19 protein-coding genes are annotated in these 17907 nt (G+C 68.4%); 6 read left to right on the forward strand and 13 right to left on the reverse strand.

Going from position 1 to position 17907, the window contains the following annotated elements:
* Positions 1 to 64: 64 nt before the first annotated feature.
* Together D6860_RS02340 and hisI are read right to left on the reverse strand one after the other, a co-directional pair.
* Positions 65 to 268, reverse strand: coding sequence for a hypothetical protein (locus tag D6860_RS02340; RefSeq protein WP_128549212.1), 204 nt, complete (start codon positions 266 to 268; stop codon positions 65 to 67).
* A gap of 88 nt (positions 269 to 356) precedes the next feature.
* Positions 357 to 716 carry a phosphoribosyl-AMP cyclohydrolase gene (hisI, locus tag D6860_RS02345; protein ID WP_179949470.1) on the reverse strand — a complete coding sequence of 120 codons (360 nt, stop codon included), beginning with the start codon at positions 714 to 716 and terminating at the stop codon, positions 357 to 359.
* A gap of 69 nt (positions 717 to 785) precedes the next feature.
* Between hisI and D6860_RS02350 the strand changes: the two genes are divergently transcribed.
* Positions 786 to 1238, forward strand: a complete 453-nt coding sequence (locus tag D6860_RS02350) for an iron-sulfur cluster assembly scaffold protein (protein WP_076624195.1) — start codon at positions 786 to 788, stop codon at positions 1236 to 1238.
* A 70-nt stretch (positions 1239 to 1308) separates the two neighbouring features.
* Here D6860_RS02350 and D6860_RS02355 read toward each other — a convergent pair whose 3' ends face one another.
* The gene (locus D6860_RS02355) at positions 1309 to 2766 is read right to left on the reverse strand and encodes a methyl-accepting chemotaxis protein (protein ID WP_157895882.1); all 1458 of its coding nucleotides are present in this window, start codon (positions 2764 to 2766) and stop codon (positions 1309 to 1311) included.
* Between D6860_RS02355 and D6860_RS25585 the strand changes: the two genes are divergently transcribed.
* Positions 2767 to 3075, forward strand: coding sequence for a hypothetical protein (locus D6860_RS25585; protein ID WP_157895881.1), 309 nt, complete (start codon positions 2767 to 2769; stop codon positions 3073 to 3075). It abuts the gene before it with no gap.
* On the opposite strand, the gene D6860_RS02360 is transcribed toward D6860_RS25585, so the two are convergent.
* Positions 3068 to 3637, reverse strand: a complete 570-nt coding sequence (locus tag D6860_RS02360; RefSeq protein WP_017467163.1) for a hypothetical protein — start codon at positions 3635 to 3637, stop codon at positions 3068 to 3070. The two genes, D6860_RS25585 and D6860_RS02360, sit on opposite strands and share 8 nt — an antisense overlap.
* Before the next feature lie 159 nt (positions 3638 to 3796).
* On the opposite strand from D6860_RS02360, the gene D6860_RS02365 reads away from it, so the two are divergent.
* The 3 genes from D6860_RS02365 (at position 3797) to D6860_RS02375 (ending at position 6710) form a co-directional block, all read left to right on the forward strand.
* On the forward strand, positions 3797 to 4126 hold the full coding sequence (locus D6860_RS02365; protein WP_017467162.1) for an SMR family transporter: 330 nt from the start codon (positions 3797 to 3799) through the stop codon (positions 4124 to 4126).
* 65 nt (positions 4127 to 4191) lie between these two features.
* Complete coding sequence (typA, locus tag D6860_RS02370; protein WP_017467161.1) at positions 4192 to 6012, forward strand: translational GTPase TypA; 1821 nt, start codon at positions 4192 to 4194, stop codon at positions 6010 to 6012.
* Between the two features lie 44 nt (positions 6013 to 6056).
* Positions 6057 to 6710 carry a DUF6639 family protein gene (locus D6860_RS02375; RefSeq protein ID WP_076624193.1) on the forward strand — a complete coding sequence of 218 codons (654 nt, stop codon included), beginning with the start codon at positions 6057 to 6059 and terminating at the stop codon, positions 6708 to 6710.
* Between the two features lie 142 nt (positions 6711 to 6852).
* Here D6860_RS02375 and D6860_RS02380 read toward each other — a convergent pair whose 3' ends face one another.
* Both D6860_RS02380 and D6860_RS02385 read right to left on the reverse strand, forming a co-directional pair.
* Positions 6853 to 7518, reverse strand: coding sequence for an alpha/beta hydrolase (locus D6860_RS02380; RefSeq protein WP_076624192.1), 666 nt, complete (start codon positions 7516 to 7518; stop codon positions 6853 to 6855).
* The gene (locus tag D6860_RS02385; RefSeq protein ID WP_076624191.1) at positions 7515 to 8144 is read right to left on the reverse strand and encodes a DNA-3-methyladenine glycosylase family protein; all 630 of its coding nucleotides are present in this window, start codon (positions 8142 to 8144) and stop codon (positions 7515 to 7517) included. Before D6860_RS02385 ends, D6860_RS02380 begins: the two co-directional genes overlap by 4 nt.
* A gap of 103 nt (positions 8145 to 8247) precedes the next feature.
* Here D6860_RS02385 and D6860_RS02390 point away from each other — a divergent pair, with 103 nt between their 5' ends.
* Complete coding sequence (locus D6860_RS02390; protein WP_076624190.1) at positions 8248 to 9462, forward strand: MFS transporter; 1215 nt, start codon at positions 8248 to 8250, stop codon at positions 9460 to 9462.
* A gap of 36 nt (positions 9463 to 9498) precedes the next feature.
* Here the strand turns inward: D6860_RS02390 and D6860_RS02395 are convergent, their stop codons facing one another.
* The 7 genes from D6860_RS02395 to fabF all read right to left on the reverse strand — a co-directional run bounded on the left by D6860_RS02395 (position 9499) and on the right by fabF (position 17831).
* Positions 9499 to 10275 carry a phytoene/squalene synthase family protein gene (locus tag D6860_RS02395; protein ID WP_076624189.1) on the reverse strand — a complete coding sequence of 259 codons (777 nt, stop codon included), beginning with the start codon at positions 10273 to 10275 and terminating at the stop codon, positions 9499 to 9501.
* A gap of 38 nt (positions 10276 to 10313) precedes the next feature.
* On the reverse strand, positions 10314 to 11030 hold the full coding sequence (locus D6860_RS02400; protein ID WP_076624188.1) for a class I SAM-dependent methyltransferase: 717 nt from the start codon (positions 11028 to 11030) through the stop codon (positions 10314 to 10316).
* Positions 11030 to 12649, reverse strand: a complete 1620-nt coding sequence (gene cimA / locus D6860_RS02405) for a citramalate synthase (RefSeq protein WP_076624187.1) — start codon at positions 12647 to 12649, stop codon at positions 11030 to 11032. The genes D6860_RS02400 and cimA overlap by 1 nt, the downstream gene beginning before the upstream one ends.
* A 115-nt stretch (positions 12650 to 12764) precedes the next feature.
* Positions 12765 to 14138: a cysteine--tRNA ligase gene (gene cysS / locus D6860_RS02410; protein ID WP_076624186.1), complete on the reverse strand. Its 1374-nt coding sequence runs from the start codon at positions 14136 to 14138 to the stop codon at positions 12765 to 12767.
* Positions 14139 to 14383: 245 nt separating this feature from the next.
* Positions 14384 to 15292, reverse strand: coding sequence for a DMT family transporter (locus tag D6860_RS02415; protein WP_076624185.1), 909 nt, complete (start codon positions 15290 to 15292; stop codon positions 14384 to 14386).
* Between the two features lie 118 nt (positions 15293 to 15410).
* Positions 15411 to 16571, reverse strand: a complete 1161-nt coding sequence (mltG, locus tag D6860_RS02420) for an endolytic transglycosylase MltG (protein WP_076624184.1) — start codon at positions 16569 to 16571, stop codon at positions 15411 to 15413.
* A gap of 3 nt (positions 16572 to 16574) precedes the next feature.
* Positions 16575 to 17831 (reverse strand): beta-ketoacyl-ACP synthase II, encoded by a 1257-nt coding sequence (fabF, locus tag D6860_RS02425; RefSeq protein ID WP_076624183.1) that lies wholly within the window; start codon positions 17829 to 17831, stop codon positions 16575 to 16577.
* Between the last annotated feature and the right edge of the window lie 76 nt (positions 17832 to 17907).

A 17907-nucleotide genomic window follows, 5' to 3' on the forward strand; every position in this document is an offset into this window, starting at 1 on the left:
ACGCGGCAACGCGCCAGTGGCCGCTTGTCACTCTGATCGGTGCGGTCCGGCGATACCTTCTATTTCAGCGCGTTTCCTTCTTCCGGGCCCAGCCCAGGAAAAGCCCGGCCGCACCGACCAGCGAAATGAAATAGCCGATGGGCATGATCCACCAAGGCGCTGCGGCGAGCTGCGTCGCGTCGACCGGTTCAGCGCCGAGGAAGGGATAGATCACGATGATGGCGATGCCGAGGATCAAGAGCCCCAGCGAAATTTGCATGATGCGCATGGTTGCCTCCATTGGGTATCCATGGAGAAACAGCGCGGCATGGGGGCGGAATGTTCCACTCCTCAAGCACGTGTGACCGAGCGGCAGGTCACGCCATCGGCGTCATGATCTCGACTTCTTCACCATTGCGCAGCGCCGTGTAGAAGCAGGAGCGGCGGTTGGTGTGGCACGCCGGCCCGGCTTGCTCGACCAGCGCGAGAAGGCAGTCGCGGTCGCAGTCCAAGCGCAGTTCGACCAGCTTCTGTACGTGACCCGAGCTTTCGCCCTTGATCCAGAAGGACTTGCGCGAGCGCGACCAATAGGTCACCCGTCCGGTCTCGAGCGTGCGGGTCACCGACTCGGCGTTCATCCAAGCCATCATCAGCACCTCGCTGCTGTCGGCATCCTGCGCGATACAGGGGATCAGGCCGGCGTCATCGTAGACCAAGGTCGCGGGATCGAAGCTCATCTTGCAAAAACCCTTTTGCACGCGGGACATCGCCCCCTATTTATGGGACACGATCCGAAAGGAAAAGCCATGTCCGCCGAGACCGACCTCATCAAGCTCTATTCGCAGCGCATCCTTGCCCTTGCCGCGGACATCCCGCGTACGGGCCGGCTCGAGACGCCCGACGCCAGCGTGAAGAAGCGCTCGCCGCTCTGCGGCTCGACGGTGACCGTCGACCTGAATATGGCGGATGGCGTCGTGTCGGACTATGCGCAGGATGTGAAGGCCTGCGCGCTGGGGCAGGCTTCGGCCGCAGTAGTGGGGGATGCCATCATCGGCCGCACGCCTGAAGAGATTGCCGAAGCCCGCGATGCCCTCCGCGCGATGCTGAAGGAAGACGGACCAACCCCGCCTGCCCCCTTCGACGAGCTCGAGGTGCTGCGGCCTGCGCAGGCCTACAAGAACCGCCATGCGTCGATCATGCTTGCGCTGGAAGCGGCCACCGAGGCCGCGCAGCAAGCGATGGCCGCCCAGAGCGCCTGACTTCCGGCAGCCCGCTGCCCCTCTACTTGGAACCCGCACAGCCGCCCTGTGGCCGCCCTCGTCCGGACGCTCAGGCAGCGCGCGAGGTTCCGGACGACCGTGCACCCTTGCCGTCGCCCGGCAACGCGATGTCGAACCGCTCCACGAGTTGCGACAGGGTGCCCGCGTCGCTGTTGAGCATATGAGCGGCCGCCGTGCTTTCTTCAACCATCGCGGCGTTTTGCTGGGTCACCTTGTCGAGGTTGCCGACGCCCGAGTTGATCTCGTTCAGGCCCTGCGCCTGATCCGAGGCAACCGTGGCGATTCCGCTGACGAGGTCGGAGATCTGGCCGATCTTGCTGACGACTTCCGACAGGGCCTCGCCGGCGCGTTCGACGAGCTGCACGCCGTCGCGCACCTGTTCGGACGAGCCGCTGATCAGCGTCTTGATCTGCTGCGCAGCGTCCGAGCTGCGCTGCGCCAGCGCCCGCACCTCGGAGGCGACCACCGCGAACCCACGACCCGACTCGCCCGCCCGCGCGGCCTCGACCCCGGCGTTGAGCGCCAGCAGGTTGGTCTGGAAGGCGATATCGTCGATCACGCCGATGATTTCGCTGATCTGGTTCGAGCTCTTCGCGATCCCGGCCATCGCGGCCACCGCGGAGCCCATGACCTCGCCGTTTTCCTCTGCCATACGCGCGGCGCTCCGGACGTTGGTTTCGGCCTCGCGGGTGGCCTCGGCGGCCTCGCGGACGCCTGTCAGAAGCACCTCGAGCGCTGCCGCGGTTTGTTCCAGCGTCGCCGCCTGCGTTTCGGTCCGATGGGAGAGCTCGTCGGACCCGCGCGCGATCTCCTCGGCGTTACCGTGAATGTTCATGGCGCTGACCCGCACCTCGTCCATGGTGGCGCGCAGGCTTTCCCCGGCGCGGTTGAAGTTCTCGCGCAGCGCTTCGTATTCCCCCGGGAACTGTTCGGCGATGCGATGCGACAAAATCCCCGACGCGAGCCGGTCGAGCGCCTCGGAAAGATGACGGACCACGTCCGCCTGCGCCTCGTGCGCCGCCATGCGGGCCTCTTCCGCCGCGCGCCCCTTTGCGAGCGTGCTCACGAGGTTTCCCAAGCCGCGCGCAAGGCGCCCGAACTCGTCCGCGCGATCCTGCGCCGGCAAGGGGCTGTCGTAGTCTCCCTCCGCCACACGCTCCATCGCGCCTCGCAACGCGGACAGCGGTCGCGTGATGATCCGGCGCAGCAGGAAAAGCGTCAGCATCATCATCCCCAGGAACACCCCACACGCGGTGAGCAGGATCGTGCGACGTTCGCGCGCCAGCTTCGCGAGCGCCTTCTCGTCGCTCCATGCGAGGGCCACCGCACCAGCTGGTTCGGCGCGCCCCGAAACCATGACGGGAACCGCGACCTTCATCCCCTTGTCCCCGGTCACGATCTCCTTCTGAGCGATTGCCCCGGTCGCGAGCGTTTCGAGCGCGTCCGTCTCGGAGGTTTCGCCGGAGCGACCGGCCACACTGCCGTCGGCCTGGAGAACAAGAAGCATATGGAGTTCACCGGCATGCCCCTCGCGCGCGAGATCGAGTTGCGAGGCAACCCGTTCGAAATCACCGAACCGCAGCGGCTGTGCAAGCGCAAGCGCCTGCGTCTGCGCGGTATTCCGTGCCGTCTCGACCAGATCGGCCCGGGCGATGCGCCCGGCAAGGCTGAGCGCCTGCCACGCCATGACAGACGCGACGAGAACCGTCGTTACGGCGAGGAGCAGCGCGATCCGGACCGAGACGGACTGAAGTACCGATCGCAGACCCCCACCTGGAACCCTGAGTTTCATGTCGGATCCCCGCCTTTCACATGAGAAGTTCGGCATTGAGACCAACGGTCATCGCGCCGATCGGGCGACCGGTCTTCGGGTCGCTGATGGTGAAGGAGACCTGCGCCTGGTAGGCTTGACTGGATTCATCGAAGGCCACTTCGCCATGATGCATCGCGTCTGGTCCAAGGGGGTAGGTTTGCGTGAATTTCGCCTCGTCCCCCTGCCAGTAGTCCGACGTCACGCCAGATGCCGCGACATTCAGTCCACGCGCATCCATGACGAGAATCTCGAGAATCGCGCCGTTGGCATCCGCCATGTGCGCCCGCAGCGCGTCGGCCAGCGGCCCATGCACCACCGCGTCGATGGTCGGCGTCTCGGCGGCACCGATTTCAGCCGCCCAGGCGGCATCGAGCGTGTCGATCGCGGCCTGGTCCAGCCCTGCAGTGGTCTTGTTCTGCACCTTGATGGCTGCGATCAGCGCCGGCTCGTCGAGCCACGGTGTGACCGCCTGCTCGATCATGGCGTCCATGGATTGCGTCAGTTCGGTCGCCGTGGCCTGCGATGCCGCAAGCCCGATGACGATGGCGGAAATCAGACCCTTCATTTCACTCTCCCAGGGAATGGACTCAAGACGGGCACGCCGTGGCGGCTCTGCCCCATCCTCTAGGGCCCAAATCCTCACGGCAGGTTAAGCCGGGCCGCAAATCGCTGGCATTCGAGGAAGATCAGGGCCATGAGGGATGTCAGACGTGACGGAGTTTGCATGCCCTACCTGATCCTCGCCCTTGCCGTTCTGGCCGAGACCATCGGCACCGCCGCGCTGCAGGCCAGCCAGCAGTTCACCCGGCCGCTGCCCTCGGTCGTGGTCGTCGTGGCATATGCGCTCGCCTTCTGGTTGCTCGCGATCTCGCTCAAGACCTTTCCCGTGGGGATCGCCTACGCGCTGTGGTCCGGGCTCGGGATCGTCTTCATCGCGCTCATCGGCATCTTCGTCTTCGGCCAGCGGCTGGACCTTCCCGCAGTGCTGGGAATGGCGCTGATCCTTGCGGGCATCGTCGTGATCAACCTGTTTTCGAAGGCCACGGCGCATTAAGGGGCTGGCAATTTGCGCCGCACCCCGCTAGGCGGACGACCGATACCTCCGATAAAGGCTGACCCATGGACCTTCGCAACATTGCGATCATCGCTCACGTGGACCACGGCAAGACCACGCTCGTCGACGAACTTCTCAAGCAGTCGGGCGCCTTCCGTGAAAACCAGGCCGTCGCGGAGCGCGCGATGGACAGCAACGACCTCGAGCGCGAACGCGGCATCACCATTCTCGCCAAGGCCACCTCGGTCGAGTGGAAGAGCACGCGCATCAACATCGTCGACACCCCCGGCCACGCCGACTTCGGTGGCGAGGTCGAGCGCATCCTGTCGATGGTCGACGGCGTGGTTCTGCTGGTGGACGCGGCCGAAGGCCCGATGCCGCAGACCAAGTTCGTGACCTCCAAGGCGCTCGCCCTCGGCCTGCGGCCGATCGTGGTGCTGAACAAGGTCGACAAGCCCGATGCCGAGCCCGACCGGGCGCTCGACGAGTGCTTCGACCTCTTCGCCAGCCTCGGTGCCGACGAAGACCAGCTCGACTTCCCGCATCTCTACGCGTCCGGTCGCTCCGGCTGGGCCGACGCCGAGCTCGACGGCCCGCGCAAGGATCTCTCGGCGCTGTTCAGCCTCGTGGTGAACCACGTGCCGGCGCCGAAGCAGATCAAGCACCAGGACGAGGACTTCCGGATGCTGGCGACCACGCTCGGCTCGGACCCCTTCGTCGGCCGCCTGCTGACCGGCCGCATCGAGACAGGCCGGGTGAAGGTCGGCCAGACGGTGCAGGCGATCTCGCGCATCGGCCAGAAGATCGAGCAGTTCCGCGTCACCAAGGTGCAGGCGTTCCGCGGTCTCGGCCTGCAGGACATCGACGAGGGCGTCGCGGGCGACATCGTCTCGCTCGCCGGCATGTCCAAGGCCACCGTCGCCGACACCATCTGTGCGCTCGCCGTCGACGAGCCGCTCGATGCACAGCCCATCGACCCGCCGACGATCACCGTCACCTTCGGGATCAACGACAGCCCGCTCGCCGGCCGTGACGGCAAGAAGGTCCAGAGCCGCGTGATCCGCGAGCGCCTGATGAAAGAGGCCGAATCGAACGTCGCAATCAAGGTTCAGGACACCCCCGGCGGCGAAGCCTTCGAGGTCTCGGGCCGCGGCGAACTGCAGATGGGCGTGCTGATCGAGAACATGCGCCGCGAGGGCTTCGAGCTGTCGATCTCGCGTCCGCAGGTCATCATGAAGGAAGAGAACGGCGTCCGCATGGAGCCGGTCGAGGAAGTCACCATCGACGTGGATGACGAGTACTCCGGCGCGGTGATCGAGAAGGTCACCGGGGCGCGCAAGGGCGAGCTTGCCGAGATGAAGCCCGCCGGCGCCGGCAAGACCCGGATCGTGGCGCATGTGCCGTCGCGCGGCCTGATCGGCTACCACGGCGAATTCCTGACCGACACCCGCGGCACCGGCGTGCTGAACCGTGTGTTCCACGGCTGGACCGAGTACAAGGGCGCCATCCCCGGCCGCCGCGCCGGCGTGCTGATCTCGATGGAGAACGGCGAGGCGGTGGCCTATGCACTGTGGAACCTCGAGGAGCGCGGCAAGCTCTTCGTCGAGCCGCAGGACAAGGTCTACCAGGGCATGATCATCGGCGAGCACGCCCGCGAGAACGACCTCGAGGTCAACCCGCTGAAGGGCAAGAAGCTCACCAACGTGCGGGCCTCGGGCTCGGACGACGCGGTGCGCCTCACGCCGGTGACCCAGCTCACGCTCGAGCAGGCAATCGCCTACATCAACGACGACGAGCTGGTCGAGGTCACCCCCAGCGTGGTGCGCCTGCGCAAGCGCTACCTCGATCCGCACGAGCGCAAGCGCATGGCCAAGGCCGCGCAGTAACACCGATGACGACACGCGCCGGGGCCATCTGATAGGATGGCCCCATGCGGTTTCTCTGTGTCCTCCTTCTCGGCACCTCCGTCGCCCGGGCCGAGTTGCTCTGCCCCGGGACCGAGATCACCGTGTCAGGCGCCGACCCCGCGACCGAGGCCCGCGTCTGCGCCATCGTCGAAGATGCCGCGCCCGGGCTCGCCGCCTGCGGCCTCCCGCTCGAAACACCGCTGTCACTGACGCTCGTGGACGATCTTCCGCAGGGATGCCTCGGCCTCTACCACTGTGGCGAGGGCCGGATCGAGATCCTCTCGCCCGACCTCCTCACGCAAAGACGCCTCCCCGGCAGCCTCTTCGCGGCCGTTCCCGGCGCGCCCTACTTCGACAGCATCGTCGTTCACGAGCTGGCCCACGCGGCGCATGACGCGCTGCCCTGCCCGAGCGGCGTCTGCCTCGCGACCAGCGAGTATCTCGCCTACAACATGCAGATCATGAGCCTCGCCCCCGAGGATCGCGCACACGTCGAAGCGGTCATCGACATGGGCGAGCGCGTCTCGCACGACGAGATCAGCGCGATGGTCCTGTTCTTCTCGCCGGACACCTTTGCAAGCCGCGCCTGGGCGCATCTCAACCAGCGCGACGACCCTTGCGCGTATCTCCGTCACGTCGCCAAGGGGGATTTCACCTTCGACCGAGCGGGGCCCTGACCCGCCCGGCCCTTCTTCTCTTTCCAAATACCCTCGGGGAGCGCGAGGGGCTGGCCCCTCGCCAGCGCGACGGCAGCGCCGGCGCAACGCCTCCCTGGCGCGAGAGCGCAACGCTCATCAGTGCCCGGGTCCGCCGCCTGGCTCAGAAGCCGCACTTGTCGCGCAGGAAGGCCAGCGCCACCTGCAGCCCGTCGGGGGCGATGCCATGCGCGGTGCCCTTCTGGATGTGGGCGTAGACCTCCTTCCAGCCGGCGCCCTGCAGCGCCTCGGCGGCGGCGGGCAGCGACTCGGGCGGCACCACGTCATCCTGGTCGCCGTGCACCAGCAGCACCGGCGGCTTCGAGACCGCCTCGTCGCCCAGCAGCTCCGGTTCGAGCAACCGGCCCGAGAACCCGACGACACCCGCGACCTCGTCCTCGCGGCGCGGCGCGACGTGCAGCGCCATCATCGTGCCCTGCGAGAAGCCGAAGAGCGCGATCTGCTCGGGCAGCAGGTCCTCGTCGACGCAGAGCGCATCGAGAAAGGCATCGAGATCCTGCACCGCGCGGGCCATGCCCGCCATCGCCTCTTCCTCGGACGAGCCGTCGATCCAGGGGATCGGGAACCACTGGAACCCGAAGGGCGCGCCGACGCATTGCTCGGGCGCGTCGGGCGCCACGAAGAGCGTGTCGGGCAGGTGCTCGCCCAGCGGGTCGGCAAGCCCGAGAAGATCGGCCCCGTTGGCGCCGTAGCCGTGCAGGAAGACGACGCAGGAACGTGTCTCGCCCGAAACGGGCGCCTTGCGGCCGGTTTGCAGAACGCGCGTCATGCGATGCCCTCTCGTTGTTTCTGAACGTGGTAGTAGGCCCAGAGCGCCCGCGCCGCAACCGCCCGCCACGGTCGCCACGGCTCGGCCATCTCGCGGAACGCCCGCTCCTTCGGCCGCTCCGGCAGTTCGAAGAGCAGCCGCGCCGACTCCTGCAGCGCAAGGTCGCCCGGCGCGAAGACATCCGCCCGCCCGAGCGAGAACATGGCGTAGATCTCGGCGGTCCAGACCCCGATGCCCTTGACCGCGACCAGCGTGCTCACCACCTCGTCGGTGGGTGCGTTGCGCAGCGCGTCGAAGTCGATGCCCGCGCCGGCCAGCGCCCGCGCATAGGTCGCCTTCTGCCGCGACAGCCCCAGCGCGCGCAGCCCGTCGTCGTCCGTGGCGAGGATCGCCTCGGGCGTCGTCATGCCCGCCGCCTCCAGCCGCGCCCAGATCGCGCGCGCCGAGGCCACGCTCACCTGCTGGCTGACGATGGCCGACAACAGCTGCGCGAAGCCGTCGGGGCGGCGGCGCAGCGGCAGCGGGCCGGTGAGTTCCAGCGCATGGGCAAACCGCGGCTCGGCGGCGCAGAGAAACGCCGCGCCCTCGGCCACGCAGTCCTCGGTCTCGATGATCCGTCCTACCAAACTCTGCTCCTTCCGTTTCCCTGGCCACAGGCCCGGGCAGCGCCAATCTGGCACATCCCCCGGCCCTTGCTCTACCCGCGATCTGCCCCTACCGCTATGCGCCATGGACACCGCACAAGATTCCCGCGCCCGCCGCAACGTCACCGTCCTGGTGCTCGCGCAGGCCCTGCTCGGCGCGCAGATGCCGATGATCTTCACCATCGGCGGGCTGGCCGGGCAGTCGCTGGCCAGCAACGCCTGTTTCGCCACGTTGCCGATCTCGATGATCGTGCTCGGCTCGATGTGCGCGGCAACGCCGGTCTCGGCCTTCATGCAGCGGTTCGGGCGGCGCGCGGGCTTCGTGCTCGGCACCCTCGGCGGCGCCCTCGGCGGGGCCGTGGGGGCCTACGCGCTGTTCATCGCATCGTTCCCGCTTTTCCTCGCGGGCAGCTTCCTCACCGGCATCTACATGTCGGCGCAGGGTTTCTACCGCTTCGCCGCCGCCGACACCGCCTCCGAGGCGTTCCGGCCCAAGGCGATCTCCTATGTCATGGCCGGCGGGCTCGCGGCGGCGATCATCGGGCCGCAGCTGGTGAAGCTGACCGCCGATGCCTACGTGATCCCCTTCGTGGGCACCTACGGCGCCGTCATCGCGGTAAACCTCGTCGGCGCCCTGCTCTTCCTGTTCCTCGACATACCGAAGCCGCCGGTGCCCGCCCATGACGCACCGCGCGGGCGCAGCCGGCGCGAGCTGCTGGCCACTCCGCGCATCGCCGTCGCGGTGATCTGCGCCATGGTCAGCTACGCGCTGATGAACCTCGTGATGACCTCGACCCCGCTTGCCGTGGTGGGCTGCGGCTTCGAGACCGGCGACGCGGCGAACATCGTCACCGCGCATGTGCTCGCTATGTATATCCCCTCGTTCTTCACCGGCCACATGATCGCCCGCTTCGGCGTCGAGAAGGTGGTGGCGCTCGGCCTCGTGATCCTCGCTGGCGCCGGCGGCGTCGCCCTGAGCGGCGTAGATCTCGAGCAGTTCTTCCTGGCGCTGGTGCTGCTGGGCATCGGCTGGAACTTCGGCTTCATCGGCGCGACCACCATGCTCGCCGGCGCGCATGAGCCGCACGAGCGCGGCCGGATGCAAGGGCTCAACGACCTGTTGGTGTTCGGCGGCGTGACCATGGCGTCGCTCGCCTCGGGCGGGCTGATGAACTGCTCGGGCGGCACCGCGCAGGAGGGCTGGACCGCGGTCAACATGGCGATGGCGCCGTTCCTGATGCTTGCCGGCGGTGCGCTGATCTGGCTGCTTCTGCGGCCCGAGACGCAAGCCGCCGAGTGAGGCTCCGGACGGGCGAACACCGCCGGTGCCCGCCGGTCAGATCCGGCCGGTCAGCGCCGCCCGCATGAGCCGGGCCCGGCGCCGGAACTCCGATATCTGAAGCTGCCCCTCGGCCACCCGCGCGGGCTCCTTCGCGGCGAGCTCCAGCAGCGGCCCCGCCTGCCACGCCGCAAGCAGTGCCGGCCGCGCCGCCTTCGGCACCGCATCAAGCTGCGCCCGTGCCTTCGCCAGCCGCTCCAGCCCGCTGCGCGCAAGAGCCGTCACCGCCTCGGCGCGACCATCCACCAGCGGGATGCGCCCCTGCGCCTCGAGCTCGGGCACAGCGCGCAGGAACTGCACCAGCCCCGCCGCGTAGCCCGCATTCATCGCCACGTCCTCGGGCATTCCGCCGAGCGCGCGACCGCAGGCCAGCATGAGATGCCCCGAGGTCTCGTCGATGTAGCGGTCGAAATGCTCCGCGTCCTCGAAGGCATCGCGGTAGACGTCCCAGCGCCGCGCGCCCACCAGCCGGTCGAGCGCCTCGGCGCTCTCGGCATCGAGCACCCGAGACAAGGGCGTCACCACCTCGTGCCGGCGCACGGTGCCGCCGGTGCGGATCTCCTCGAGCGCGTCGCGCCACCACTGCAGGCGCATTTCGGCGATCATCGATTCCTGCGTGAGCCAGGGCGCCCGCGCGACCTCGATGTTGAAGGCGTAGATCGGGAACAGCACGGCACGCGCCTCGACGGGCGCCGCCATGGTGGCTGCGAACCGGTCGGGGTCGCCGCGCTCCACGATCTGGGCACAGGCGGTCAGGTCGTCATCGAACTCCATGCGCTGCACCTATGTCGCGTCCGGTCGAAAGGAAAGGGTCAGCGCGGCCGCGCCAGCACCAGAAGATAGGCGATCCGCTCGGGTGCCTGCTGCCAGAGCGCGATCTCGCGCTCGGCGCCGTCGAGCACCTCCTCCATGGCCGGGCTCGCCTCGGGGCGCAGCGCCGCGATGCCCGCGGCCAGCGTGCCGTAATAGGCCGCCCAGGGCGCCCCGGTCAGAAGCCGCGTGTCGACGACCTCGTAGCCCGCTGCCTCGACCTGCGCACGCAGCCCCTCGCGGTCGGTGATGTCGGGCTCCGGCGCCCAGAAGTCCCGCACCGCCTGCGGCTCCTCGCCGCCCAGCAGCACTGCCTGCGAGAACGCCACGGCGCCGCCCGGCGCCAGCGCTCCGCGCCACGCGGTCAGCCCCTTGTCCACGCCGAGGAAATAGAGCGCCCCGGCCGACCAGATAAGATCATAGGGCCCGGACAGCACCGCCATGTCGCCCCGCCGCACGGAAACGTTCGGCAGTCCGTCGAGCCGGGCCTGCGCCGCCTCGACGAACTCCGGCACGGCCTCGATCCCCTCGATGCGCGCGTCGGGCAGACAGTCGGCCAGGGTCTGGCAATCCGCGCCGGTGCCGCAGCCCGCGTCGCAGACCCGCAGCGCGCCGCAGAGGCCCAGCCGCGTGACCGCCCAGCGGACCTCTTCCGGCAGTCCCGGCCCCTGCCGGTCGAGCCGGCTGTAGAGTTCGATGAACTCCGTCGGGATCTCCATCAGACCGCCTCTCCGCAATCGCGGATCAGCTTCCAGCGCACCGCGTCGAGCAGCGCCTCGAAGCTCGCATCCACTATGTTGGCGCTGACGCCGACGGTCTGCCAGCGCCGGCCACGCCCGTCCTGGCTGTCGATGATCACCCGCGTCACCGCCTCGGTTCCGCCCTGCGTGATCCGCACCTTGAAGTCGACCAGCCGCATGTCGTCGATCACCGACTGGTAGGGCCCGAGATCCTTCGCCAGCGCCTTCGCGAGCGCGTTGACCGGCCCCCGGTCGGCGCCGGCGTTGTCGAGGCTCTCGGAGACCGACAGCTTCTTCACGCCGTCGACCTTCACCACGACCACCGCCTCGGAGAGCGAGACCATCCGGTCGTACTTGTTCTTCCGCCGCTCGATGGTCACGCGGTAGCGCTTGACCTCGAAGAACTCCGGCATCCGGCCAAGCTCGTCGCGCGCCAGAAGCTCGAAGCTCGCCTGCGCGGTGTCGTAGACATAGCCCTCGGATTCGCGCTGCTTGATCCGCTCGAGGATTCGCGCCAGCGCCGGATCGCCCTTCTCGACCTCGAGCCCCGCTTCGGCCAACCTGCGCCGCAGGTTCGACTGCCCGGCCTGGTTCGACATCGGGATCACCCGGCGGTTGCCCACCGCGCCCGGCTCGATGTGCTCGTAGGTCGACGGATCCTTGAGGATGGCACTCGCGTGCAGCCCGGCCTTGTGCGCGAACGCCGAGGAGCCGACGTAGGGCGCCTGTCGCATCGGCACGCGGTTCAACACTTCGTCGAGCATCCGGCTCACCGGGGTCAGCCCCTCGAGCGCCTCGCGGCTGACGCCGATGTCATAGAGGCTGGCGTAGGGCTCCTTGAGCAGCAGCGTCGGGATCAGCGACGTGAGGTTGGCGTTGCCGCAGCGTTCCCCGAGACCGTTGAGCGTGCCCTGCACCTGCCGCACACCGGCGTCCACGGCGGCCAGCGTGCCGCCCACCGCGTTCTCGGTGTCGTTGTGGGTGTGGATGCCCAGCCGGTCGCCCGGGATGCCCCGCGCGATCACCTCCTTGACGATGCCATGGATCTCGAGCGGCAGCGTGCCACCGTTGGTGTCACAGAGCACGATCCAGCGCGCGCCCGCGTCGAAGGCCGCCTTCAGGCACTCGAAGGCGTAATCCGGGTTCGCCTTCCAGCCGTCGAAGAAATGCTCCGCGTCGAACAGCGCCTCGCGGCCCTGGGCCACGATATGCGCGACCGAGGCACGGATGTTCGCGACGTTCTCCGCAAGTTCGATCCCCAGCGCCGCGGTCACGTGGTAGTCATGGGTCTTGCCGACAAGACAGACCGCCTGCGTGCCGGCGTTCAGCACCGCGGCGAGCACGTCGTCGTTCTCCGCCGAGCGCCCGGCCCGCTTGGTCATCCCGAAGGCGGTCAGGGTGGCCCGCGTCGGGCCCACCTCCTCGAAAAACGCCGAATCCGTCGGGTTCGCCCCGGGCCAGCCGCCCTCGATGTAGTCGACCCCGAGCGCGTCCAGCGCCGCGGCGATGCGCAGCTTCTCGGCGGTGGAAAAGGAAATGCCCTGCGTCTGCTGCCCGTCCCGCAGGGTGGTGTCGTAGAGATAAAGCCGGTCCACCATCACCGCGCCCCTGTTTCTTCTGGCTGGAAATATCCTCGGGGGGGCTCGGCTTGCCCGAGCGGGGGGCAGACAGCCCCCCTCCGCCCCGCAACGCGCGCGCGACACTCCGGGGTCATCACAGCCCCTCCAGCTTCGCCGGATCGAAGCCTGCGCCGGGCAGCAACTCGACGCCCGCCTTCGACATGCGCACCTCGACCCCGGCCGCGACCAGCGCTGCCTTCATGCGGTCGACCTCCGAGAAATCCTTGGTCTCCATCGCCCGCGTGCGCGCGTCGGCGAGCGTCGCGGCCAATCCCGACAGGTCCACCGAGACCTCGGCCCAGGCGCCGAGCTCCGGCGTCAGAAGCCCAAGCAGCGTCGCGCCGGCCTTCAGAGCCGCCGCATCCCCGGCCGAGGCCAGCTTGTGCAGCTCTGCGATCGCGCCGGCGGTGTTGAGATCGTCGGCCAGTGCGAACAGCACCGTCTCCGGCACCGCCGCGGCCTCGACGCCCTCGACCATCCCGCGCCACTTGCGCAGCGTCGCCGCCGCCTGCTCCGCCTTCTCGGCGGTCCAGTCCATCGGCTTGCGGTAATGCGTCGAGAGCATCACGAAGCGGATCACCTCGCCCGGCACGGCGGGCTGGCCGTCGTGGCCCTCGAGCAGGTCGTGCACGGTGAAGAAATTGCCGAGCGACTTCGACATCTTCCGGCCCTCGACCTGCAGCATCTCGTTGTGCAGCCAGACCTTGGCGAAGCCGCCCTCGGGATGGGCGCAACAGCTCTGGGCGATCTCGTTCTCGTGGTGCGGGAACATCAGGTCGTTGCCGCCTCCGTGAATGTCGAAGGTGGCCCCCAGCAGCTCGTAACTCATCGCCGAGCACTCGATGTGCCAACCCGGACGGCCCACGCCCCACGGGCTTTCCCAGCCGGGCTGCCCCGGCGCGGAGGGCTTCCAGAGCACGAAATCCATCGGGTTGCGCTTGTAGGGCGCGACCTCGACCCGGGCGCCGGCGATCATGTCGTCGACCGAGCGCCCCGACAGCGCGCCGTAAGTCTTGTAGCTTTCCACCGCGAACAGCACGTGGCCCTCGGCCTCGTAGGCGTGCCCCTTCTCGATCAGGTCCGAGATCATCGCGATCATCTGCGGGATATAGGCGGTGGCGCGCGGCATCTCGGTGGGCTCCATGACGCCGACGGCGGCCATGTCATCCAGATACCATTGCGTCGTCTCGGCGGTGATCTCGCTGATCGAGCGGCCCGAGGCCTCGGCCCGCGCGTTGATCTTGTCGTCGACGTCGGTGAAATTGCGCACGTAGGTCACGTGGTCGGGCCCATAGACCTCGCGCATCAGGCGGAACAGCACGTCGAAGACGATGGCCGGCCGCGCGTTGCCGAGGTGGGCGCGGTCATAGACCGTCGGGCCGCAGACGTAGATCCGCACGTTATCCCGGTCGATGGGCTCGAAGAGCTCCTTCTTGCGGGTCCGGGAATTGGTCAGCCAGATGTCCATGGCGCGCTCCTTCGCACGAAGATCGCGGCGGGAGTAGCAACTTCATCTCAGGATTGGAATAGAAGACCTGCCCGCCGCTTGCCGGGCGGGGCCCGACAGATGTCAGCAGGGAATGCAGCAGATACGAATGATCGCTTGCGTGGTCATGTAAGAGCCATACACCGGAACGCCGCTCCGGTCCAGCCGCACGCTGGACGCCGGACACCGCCGCAGGGTGGGTTTTTCAACCTACCGCCCGCGCGCCCTCATCGTCCGCTCGCAACCTGTGCCCTGCGACGGCGCACCGGCCAGACCTCGAGAACGCCTGCCGACACCACCAGCGCTCCGCCGACGATCTCGAGCGGTGCGAGGTGCTCGCCCGCCAGAAGCGCCGCCGAAAGCGCGCCGACCAGAACCTCGGTCTGCATCAGGATGCCGACCCGCGCCGGGTCGAGCCGCAGCGTCGCCCACATCAGCGCGCAGAGCGACAGCCCCCACCAGCCGGCCCCGGCCAGCAGCGCGATCGCGACAAGCCCGGCGTCCGCCTGCGCCGCGAGGTCGCCGGGCCAGCCCGAGAAGAACGGCGTGGTCAGCGCCGCCGCCAGCAACGCGCCGAGCGCGAAGACGAAGGTCGCGGGCGCCGGGCCCAGCGTCGATTTCGCCCGTATGCCCGTGGTGCCGACCGCCCAGAGCACGCCGGCGACAAGTGCCAACCACTCGCCGGCGCCCCGCGGCATCGGCACCTCGCCACCCGCGCCCAGCATCACCAGCAGCCCGAGGATGCCCACCGCGATGGCAACCACCCGCAGCGCCGGCGTGTGCCAGCCCATGACGAAGCGCGCGATGAGCGTGCTCCAGACCGGCGTGAGGAAGTAAAGCAGGATGATGATCGCCACCCGCCCGTAGACCAGCCCGATGGAATAGAGCGCGAAGGCCGCGCCGCCCACGGCGATGGACCCGAGCGCAACCGGCCCCGCGGCCCGGATCTCGTCCCGGCGGCGCCACGCCACGGGCAGCAGCACCAGCGCGGCGACGGCGGTGGCGGCGATGGTGCCCCAGCCTCCGGGCAGGCCACGGTCGACCATGGCGCGCACCGGCAGCCAGTAGAAGCCCCAGAGCACCCCGGTGACGAGCACGATCAGGCTGGCGATGAAGGAGGTCCGATCCTGTGACATCACGACGATCTAGCAGAGCCGCACAGCCTGCCCAAGGGCCCAGCCTTCCAAAAGAAACGGGGGCGCACCGTGATGGCGCGCCCCCGCTCGGAAACGAGGCGATTGCCGGTCCTGCCGCCTACTGGTTCGCGCGCTCGGCCTCGAGCCGGCGGTAGGCTGCGACATTGTCGTTGTGCTCGGCCAGCGTGGTGGCGAAGTTGTGCCCATCCGCCGGGTCCAGCGTCTTGGCCACGAAGTAGACGTAGTCCGAATCCGCCGGGTTCAGCGCCGCCTCGATGCTCGCGCGGCCGGGGTTGGCGATGGGGGTCGGCGGCAGCCCGTCGATCACGTAGGTGTTGTAGGGAGTCTCGGCCCGCAACTCGGACTGGCGGATACCGCGCCCCAGCACACCTTCGCCGCCCGTGATGCCGTAGATCACCGTCGGGTCGGTCTGCAGGCGCATCCCGCGCTCGATGCGGTTGACGAAGACGCTGGCCACGAGGAAGCGCTCTTCGGCGTTGCCGGTCTCCTTCTCGACGATCGACGCCATGGTGAGCGCCTCCATCGGGTCGTCGTAGGGCAGATCGTCGGCGCGGTTCTGCCATGCCTCGGCCAGGATGACCTCCTGCGCGTTTTCCATGCGCTCGATGAGGCTGGCGCGGGTGTCGCCCCTGCTGACCTCGTAGCTGTCGGGGGCCAGCGTGCCCTCGGCGGGCACCTCGGCGATCTCGCCCTCAAGCACGTCGACCTGTCCGAGTTCCTCGACCACCTGCCAGCTCGTCACGCCCTCGGCAAGCGCCACCCGGAATCGGGTGCCGACGTCGTCGCGGTAGGCCGCGTATTCCGCCGGCGCCTCTTCCGCGGGATCGAACTCGAGCACTTCCGCGTAGCGGCCCTGTGCCGGGTCGAGCTCTCGCACCTGGACCTCGGCGCTGTTCACGCCGATGCGGTAGACCACCTCGGTGCCGCAGGTGGAGGCGCCACCGCGCGTGACGATATCGGTGATCTCCGACATCGAGGCGTGTTCGGGCACGAGGTAGGAGCCGGCCTTGAGCTGGCTGCTCTTCTCGGCGTAGTCCGCGCCCAGCCGGAAGATCATGCCGGACGTGATCGCGCCCTGCCCCTCGAGGTCACCCGAGACGCGGCTGAAGTTGCTGCCCCGGTCCACCTGAAGGCAGATTGCCTGGTCGAGCGGGCCTTCGGCGGCATACTCGTTCTGCGCCCAGAGCAGCAGGCCGCCGAAAAGGAACACGACGACCACGAGAAAGGTCATCGCGTTCGAGGCGATGTTTCGCCACATGGCTCAGTCCACCTTTCCGAAGATCACGCTCGCGTTGGTGCCACCGAAACCGAAGGAATTCGAAAGCGCGTATTTCACGTCGCGCGGGCGCTTGGCGTTGGGCGCGAGATCGAGCGGCGTCTCAACCGCCGGGTTGTCGAGGTTGATCGTCGGCGGCGCGACCTGGTCGCGGATCGCGAGAATCGAGAAGATCGCCTCGATGGCGCCGGCGGCCCCCAGAAGGTGACCGGTCGCCGACTTCGTCGACGACATGGTGACGTTCTTCGCGTGATCTCCGAGCATCCGCTCGACCGCGCCGAGTTCGATGGTGTCGGCCATGGTCGAGGTGCCATGCGCGTTGATGTAGTCGATGTCCGACGGCGCAAGACCGGCGGACTTCAGCGCGGCCCGCATCGAGCGCTCGGCGCCATCGCCGTCCTCGGACGGCGCGGTGATGTGGTAGGCGTCGCCGGACAGACCGTAGCCGATGACCTCGGCGTAGATCTTGGCACCGCGCGCCTTGGCGTGCTCGTATTCCTCGAGCACGACGACACCGGCGCCCTCGCCCATGACGAACCCGTCGCGGTCGGCGTCATAGGGACGGCTGGCCTTTTCCGGATCGTCGGCGCGCTTGGTGGACAGCGCCTTGCAGGCGTTGAAGCCGGCGATGCCGATCTTGCAGATCGCCGCCTCGGCGCCGCCCGCGACCATCACGTCGGCATCGCCGTACTTGATGAGGCGCATCGCATCGCCGATGGCATGGGCGCCGGTCGAGCAGGCGGTGACGACCGAGTGGTTCGGGCCCTTGAAGCCGTACTTGATCGAGACCTGACCCGAGATCAGGTTGATCAGCGCGCCGGGCACGAAGAACGGCGACACGCGGCGCGGCCCCTTCTGCTCCATCATGACGGCGGTGTTGGCGATGGAGTTCAGGCCACCGATGCCCGAGCCGATCAGGACGCCGGTGCGCTCCTGCCCCTCTCGGTCCTCGGGCGTCCAGCCCGCGTCCTCGACCGCCTGCTGCGCGGCGGCAAGACCGAAGAGGATGAAGGTGTCGACCTTCCGCTGTTCCTTGGGCTCCATGTAGGCGTTGACGTTGAACTCGCCCTCGCCCTCGCCCAGCGGCACTTCGCATGCATAGGTCGTGGCCAGCCCCTCGGGGTCGAACCCGGTGATCGGCCCCGCGCCCGACTTGCCGTCGAGGATGCGTTCCCAGCTCTTTTCGACACCGTCGGCCAGCGGCGTGACCAGCCCCAGCCCGGTTACCACAACGCGACGCATTGCTTGCCCTTCCCTCAGAATTCTTTCGTGGCACCGCTCTTACCCTGCCAGCCCCGCGATGAGCAAGCCTCGGAAG

Origin of the sequence: Salipiger sp. D13 (genome assembly GCF_003703915.1) — a bacterium.
Lineage (GTDB): Bacteria > Pseudomonadota > Alphaproteobacteria > Rhodobacterales > Rhodobacteraceae > Salipiger > Salipiger profundus.

Excerpts from the sequence above, each read along its gene's own strand:
- D6860_RS02340 (WP_128549212.1), bottom strand. The coding sequence starts at position 268 with ATGCGCATCATGCAAATTTCGCTGGGGCTCTTGATCCTCGGCATCGCC.
- hisI (WP_179949470.1), bottom strand. The coding sequence starts at position 716 with ATGAGCTTCGATCCCGCGACCTTGGTCTACGATGACGCCGGCCTGATC.
- D6860_RS02350 (WP_076624195.1), top strand. The coding sequence starts at position 786 with ATGTCCGCCGAGACCGACCTCATCAAGCTCTATTCGCAGCGCATCCTT.
- D6860_RS02355 (WP_157895882.1), bottom strand. The coding sequence starts at position 2,766 with ATGCTTCTTGTTCTCCAGGCCGACGGCAGTGTGGCCGGTCGCTCCGGC.
- D6860_RS25585 (WP_157895881.1), top strand. The coding sequence starts at position 2,767 with ATGGAGTTCACCGGCATGCCCCTCGCGCGCGAGATCGAGTTGCGAGGC.
- D6860_RS02360 (WP_017467163.1), bottom strand. The coding sequence starts at position 3,637 with ATGAAGGGTCTGATTTCCGCCATCGTCATCGGGCTTGCGGCATCGCAG.
- D6860_RS02365 (WP_017467162.1), top strand. The coding sequence starts at position 3,797 with ATGCCCTACCTGATCCTCGCCCTTGCCGTTCTGGCCGAGACCATCGGC.
- typA (WP_017467161.1), top strand. The coding sequence starts at position 4,192 with ATGGACCTTCGCAACATTGCGATCATCGCTCACGTGGACCACGGCAAG.
- D6860_RS02375 (WP_076624193.1), top strand. The coding sequence starts at position 6,057 with ATGCGGTTTCTCTGTGTCCTCCTTCTCGGCACCTCCGTCGCCCGGGCC.
- D6860_RS02380 (WP_076624192.1), bottom strand. The coding sequence starts at position 7,518 with ATGACGCGCGTTCTGCAAACCGGCCGCAAGGCGCCCGTTTCGGGCGAG.
- D6860_RS02390 (WP_076624190.1), top strand. The coding sequence starts at position 8,248 with ATGGACACCGCACAAGATTCCCGCGCCCGCCGCAACGTCACCGTCCTG.
- D6860_RS02395 (WP_076624189.1), bottom strand. The coding sequence starts at position 10,275 with ATGGAGTTCGATGACGACCTGACCGCCTGTGCCCAGATCGTGGAGCGC.
- D6860_RS02400 (WP_076624188.1), bottom strand. The coding sequence starts at position 11,030 with ATGGAGATCCCGACGGAGTTCATCGAACTCTACAGCCGGCTCGACCGG.
- cimA (WP_076624187.1), bottom strand. The coding sequence starts at position 12,649 with ATGGTGGACCGGCTTTATCTCTACGACACCACCCTGCGGGACGGGCAG.
- cysS (WP_076624186.1), bottom strand. The coding sequence starts at position 14,138 with ATGGACATCTGGCTGACCAATTCCCGGACCCGCAAGAAGGAGCTCTTC.
- D6860_RS02415 (WP_076624185.1), bottom strand. The coding sequence starts at position 15,292 with ATGTCACAGGATCGGACCTCCTTCATCGCCAGCCTGATCGTGCTCGTC.
- mltG (WP_076624184.1), bottom strand. The coding sequence starts at position 16,571 with ATGTGGCGAAACATCGCCTCGAACGCGATGACCTTTCTCGTGGTCGTC.
- fabF (WP_076624183.1), bottom strand. The coding sequence starts at position 17,831 with ATGCGTCGCGTTGTGGTAACCGGGCTGGGGCTGGTCACGCCGCTGGCC.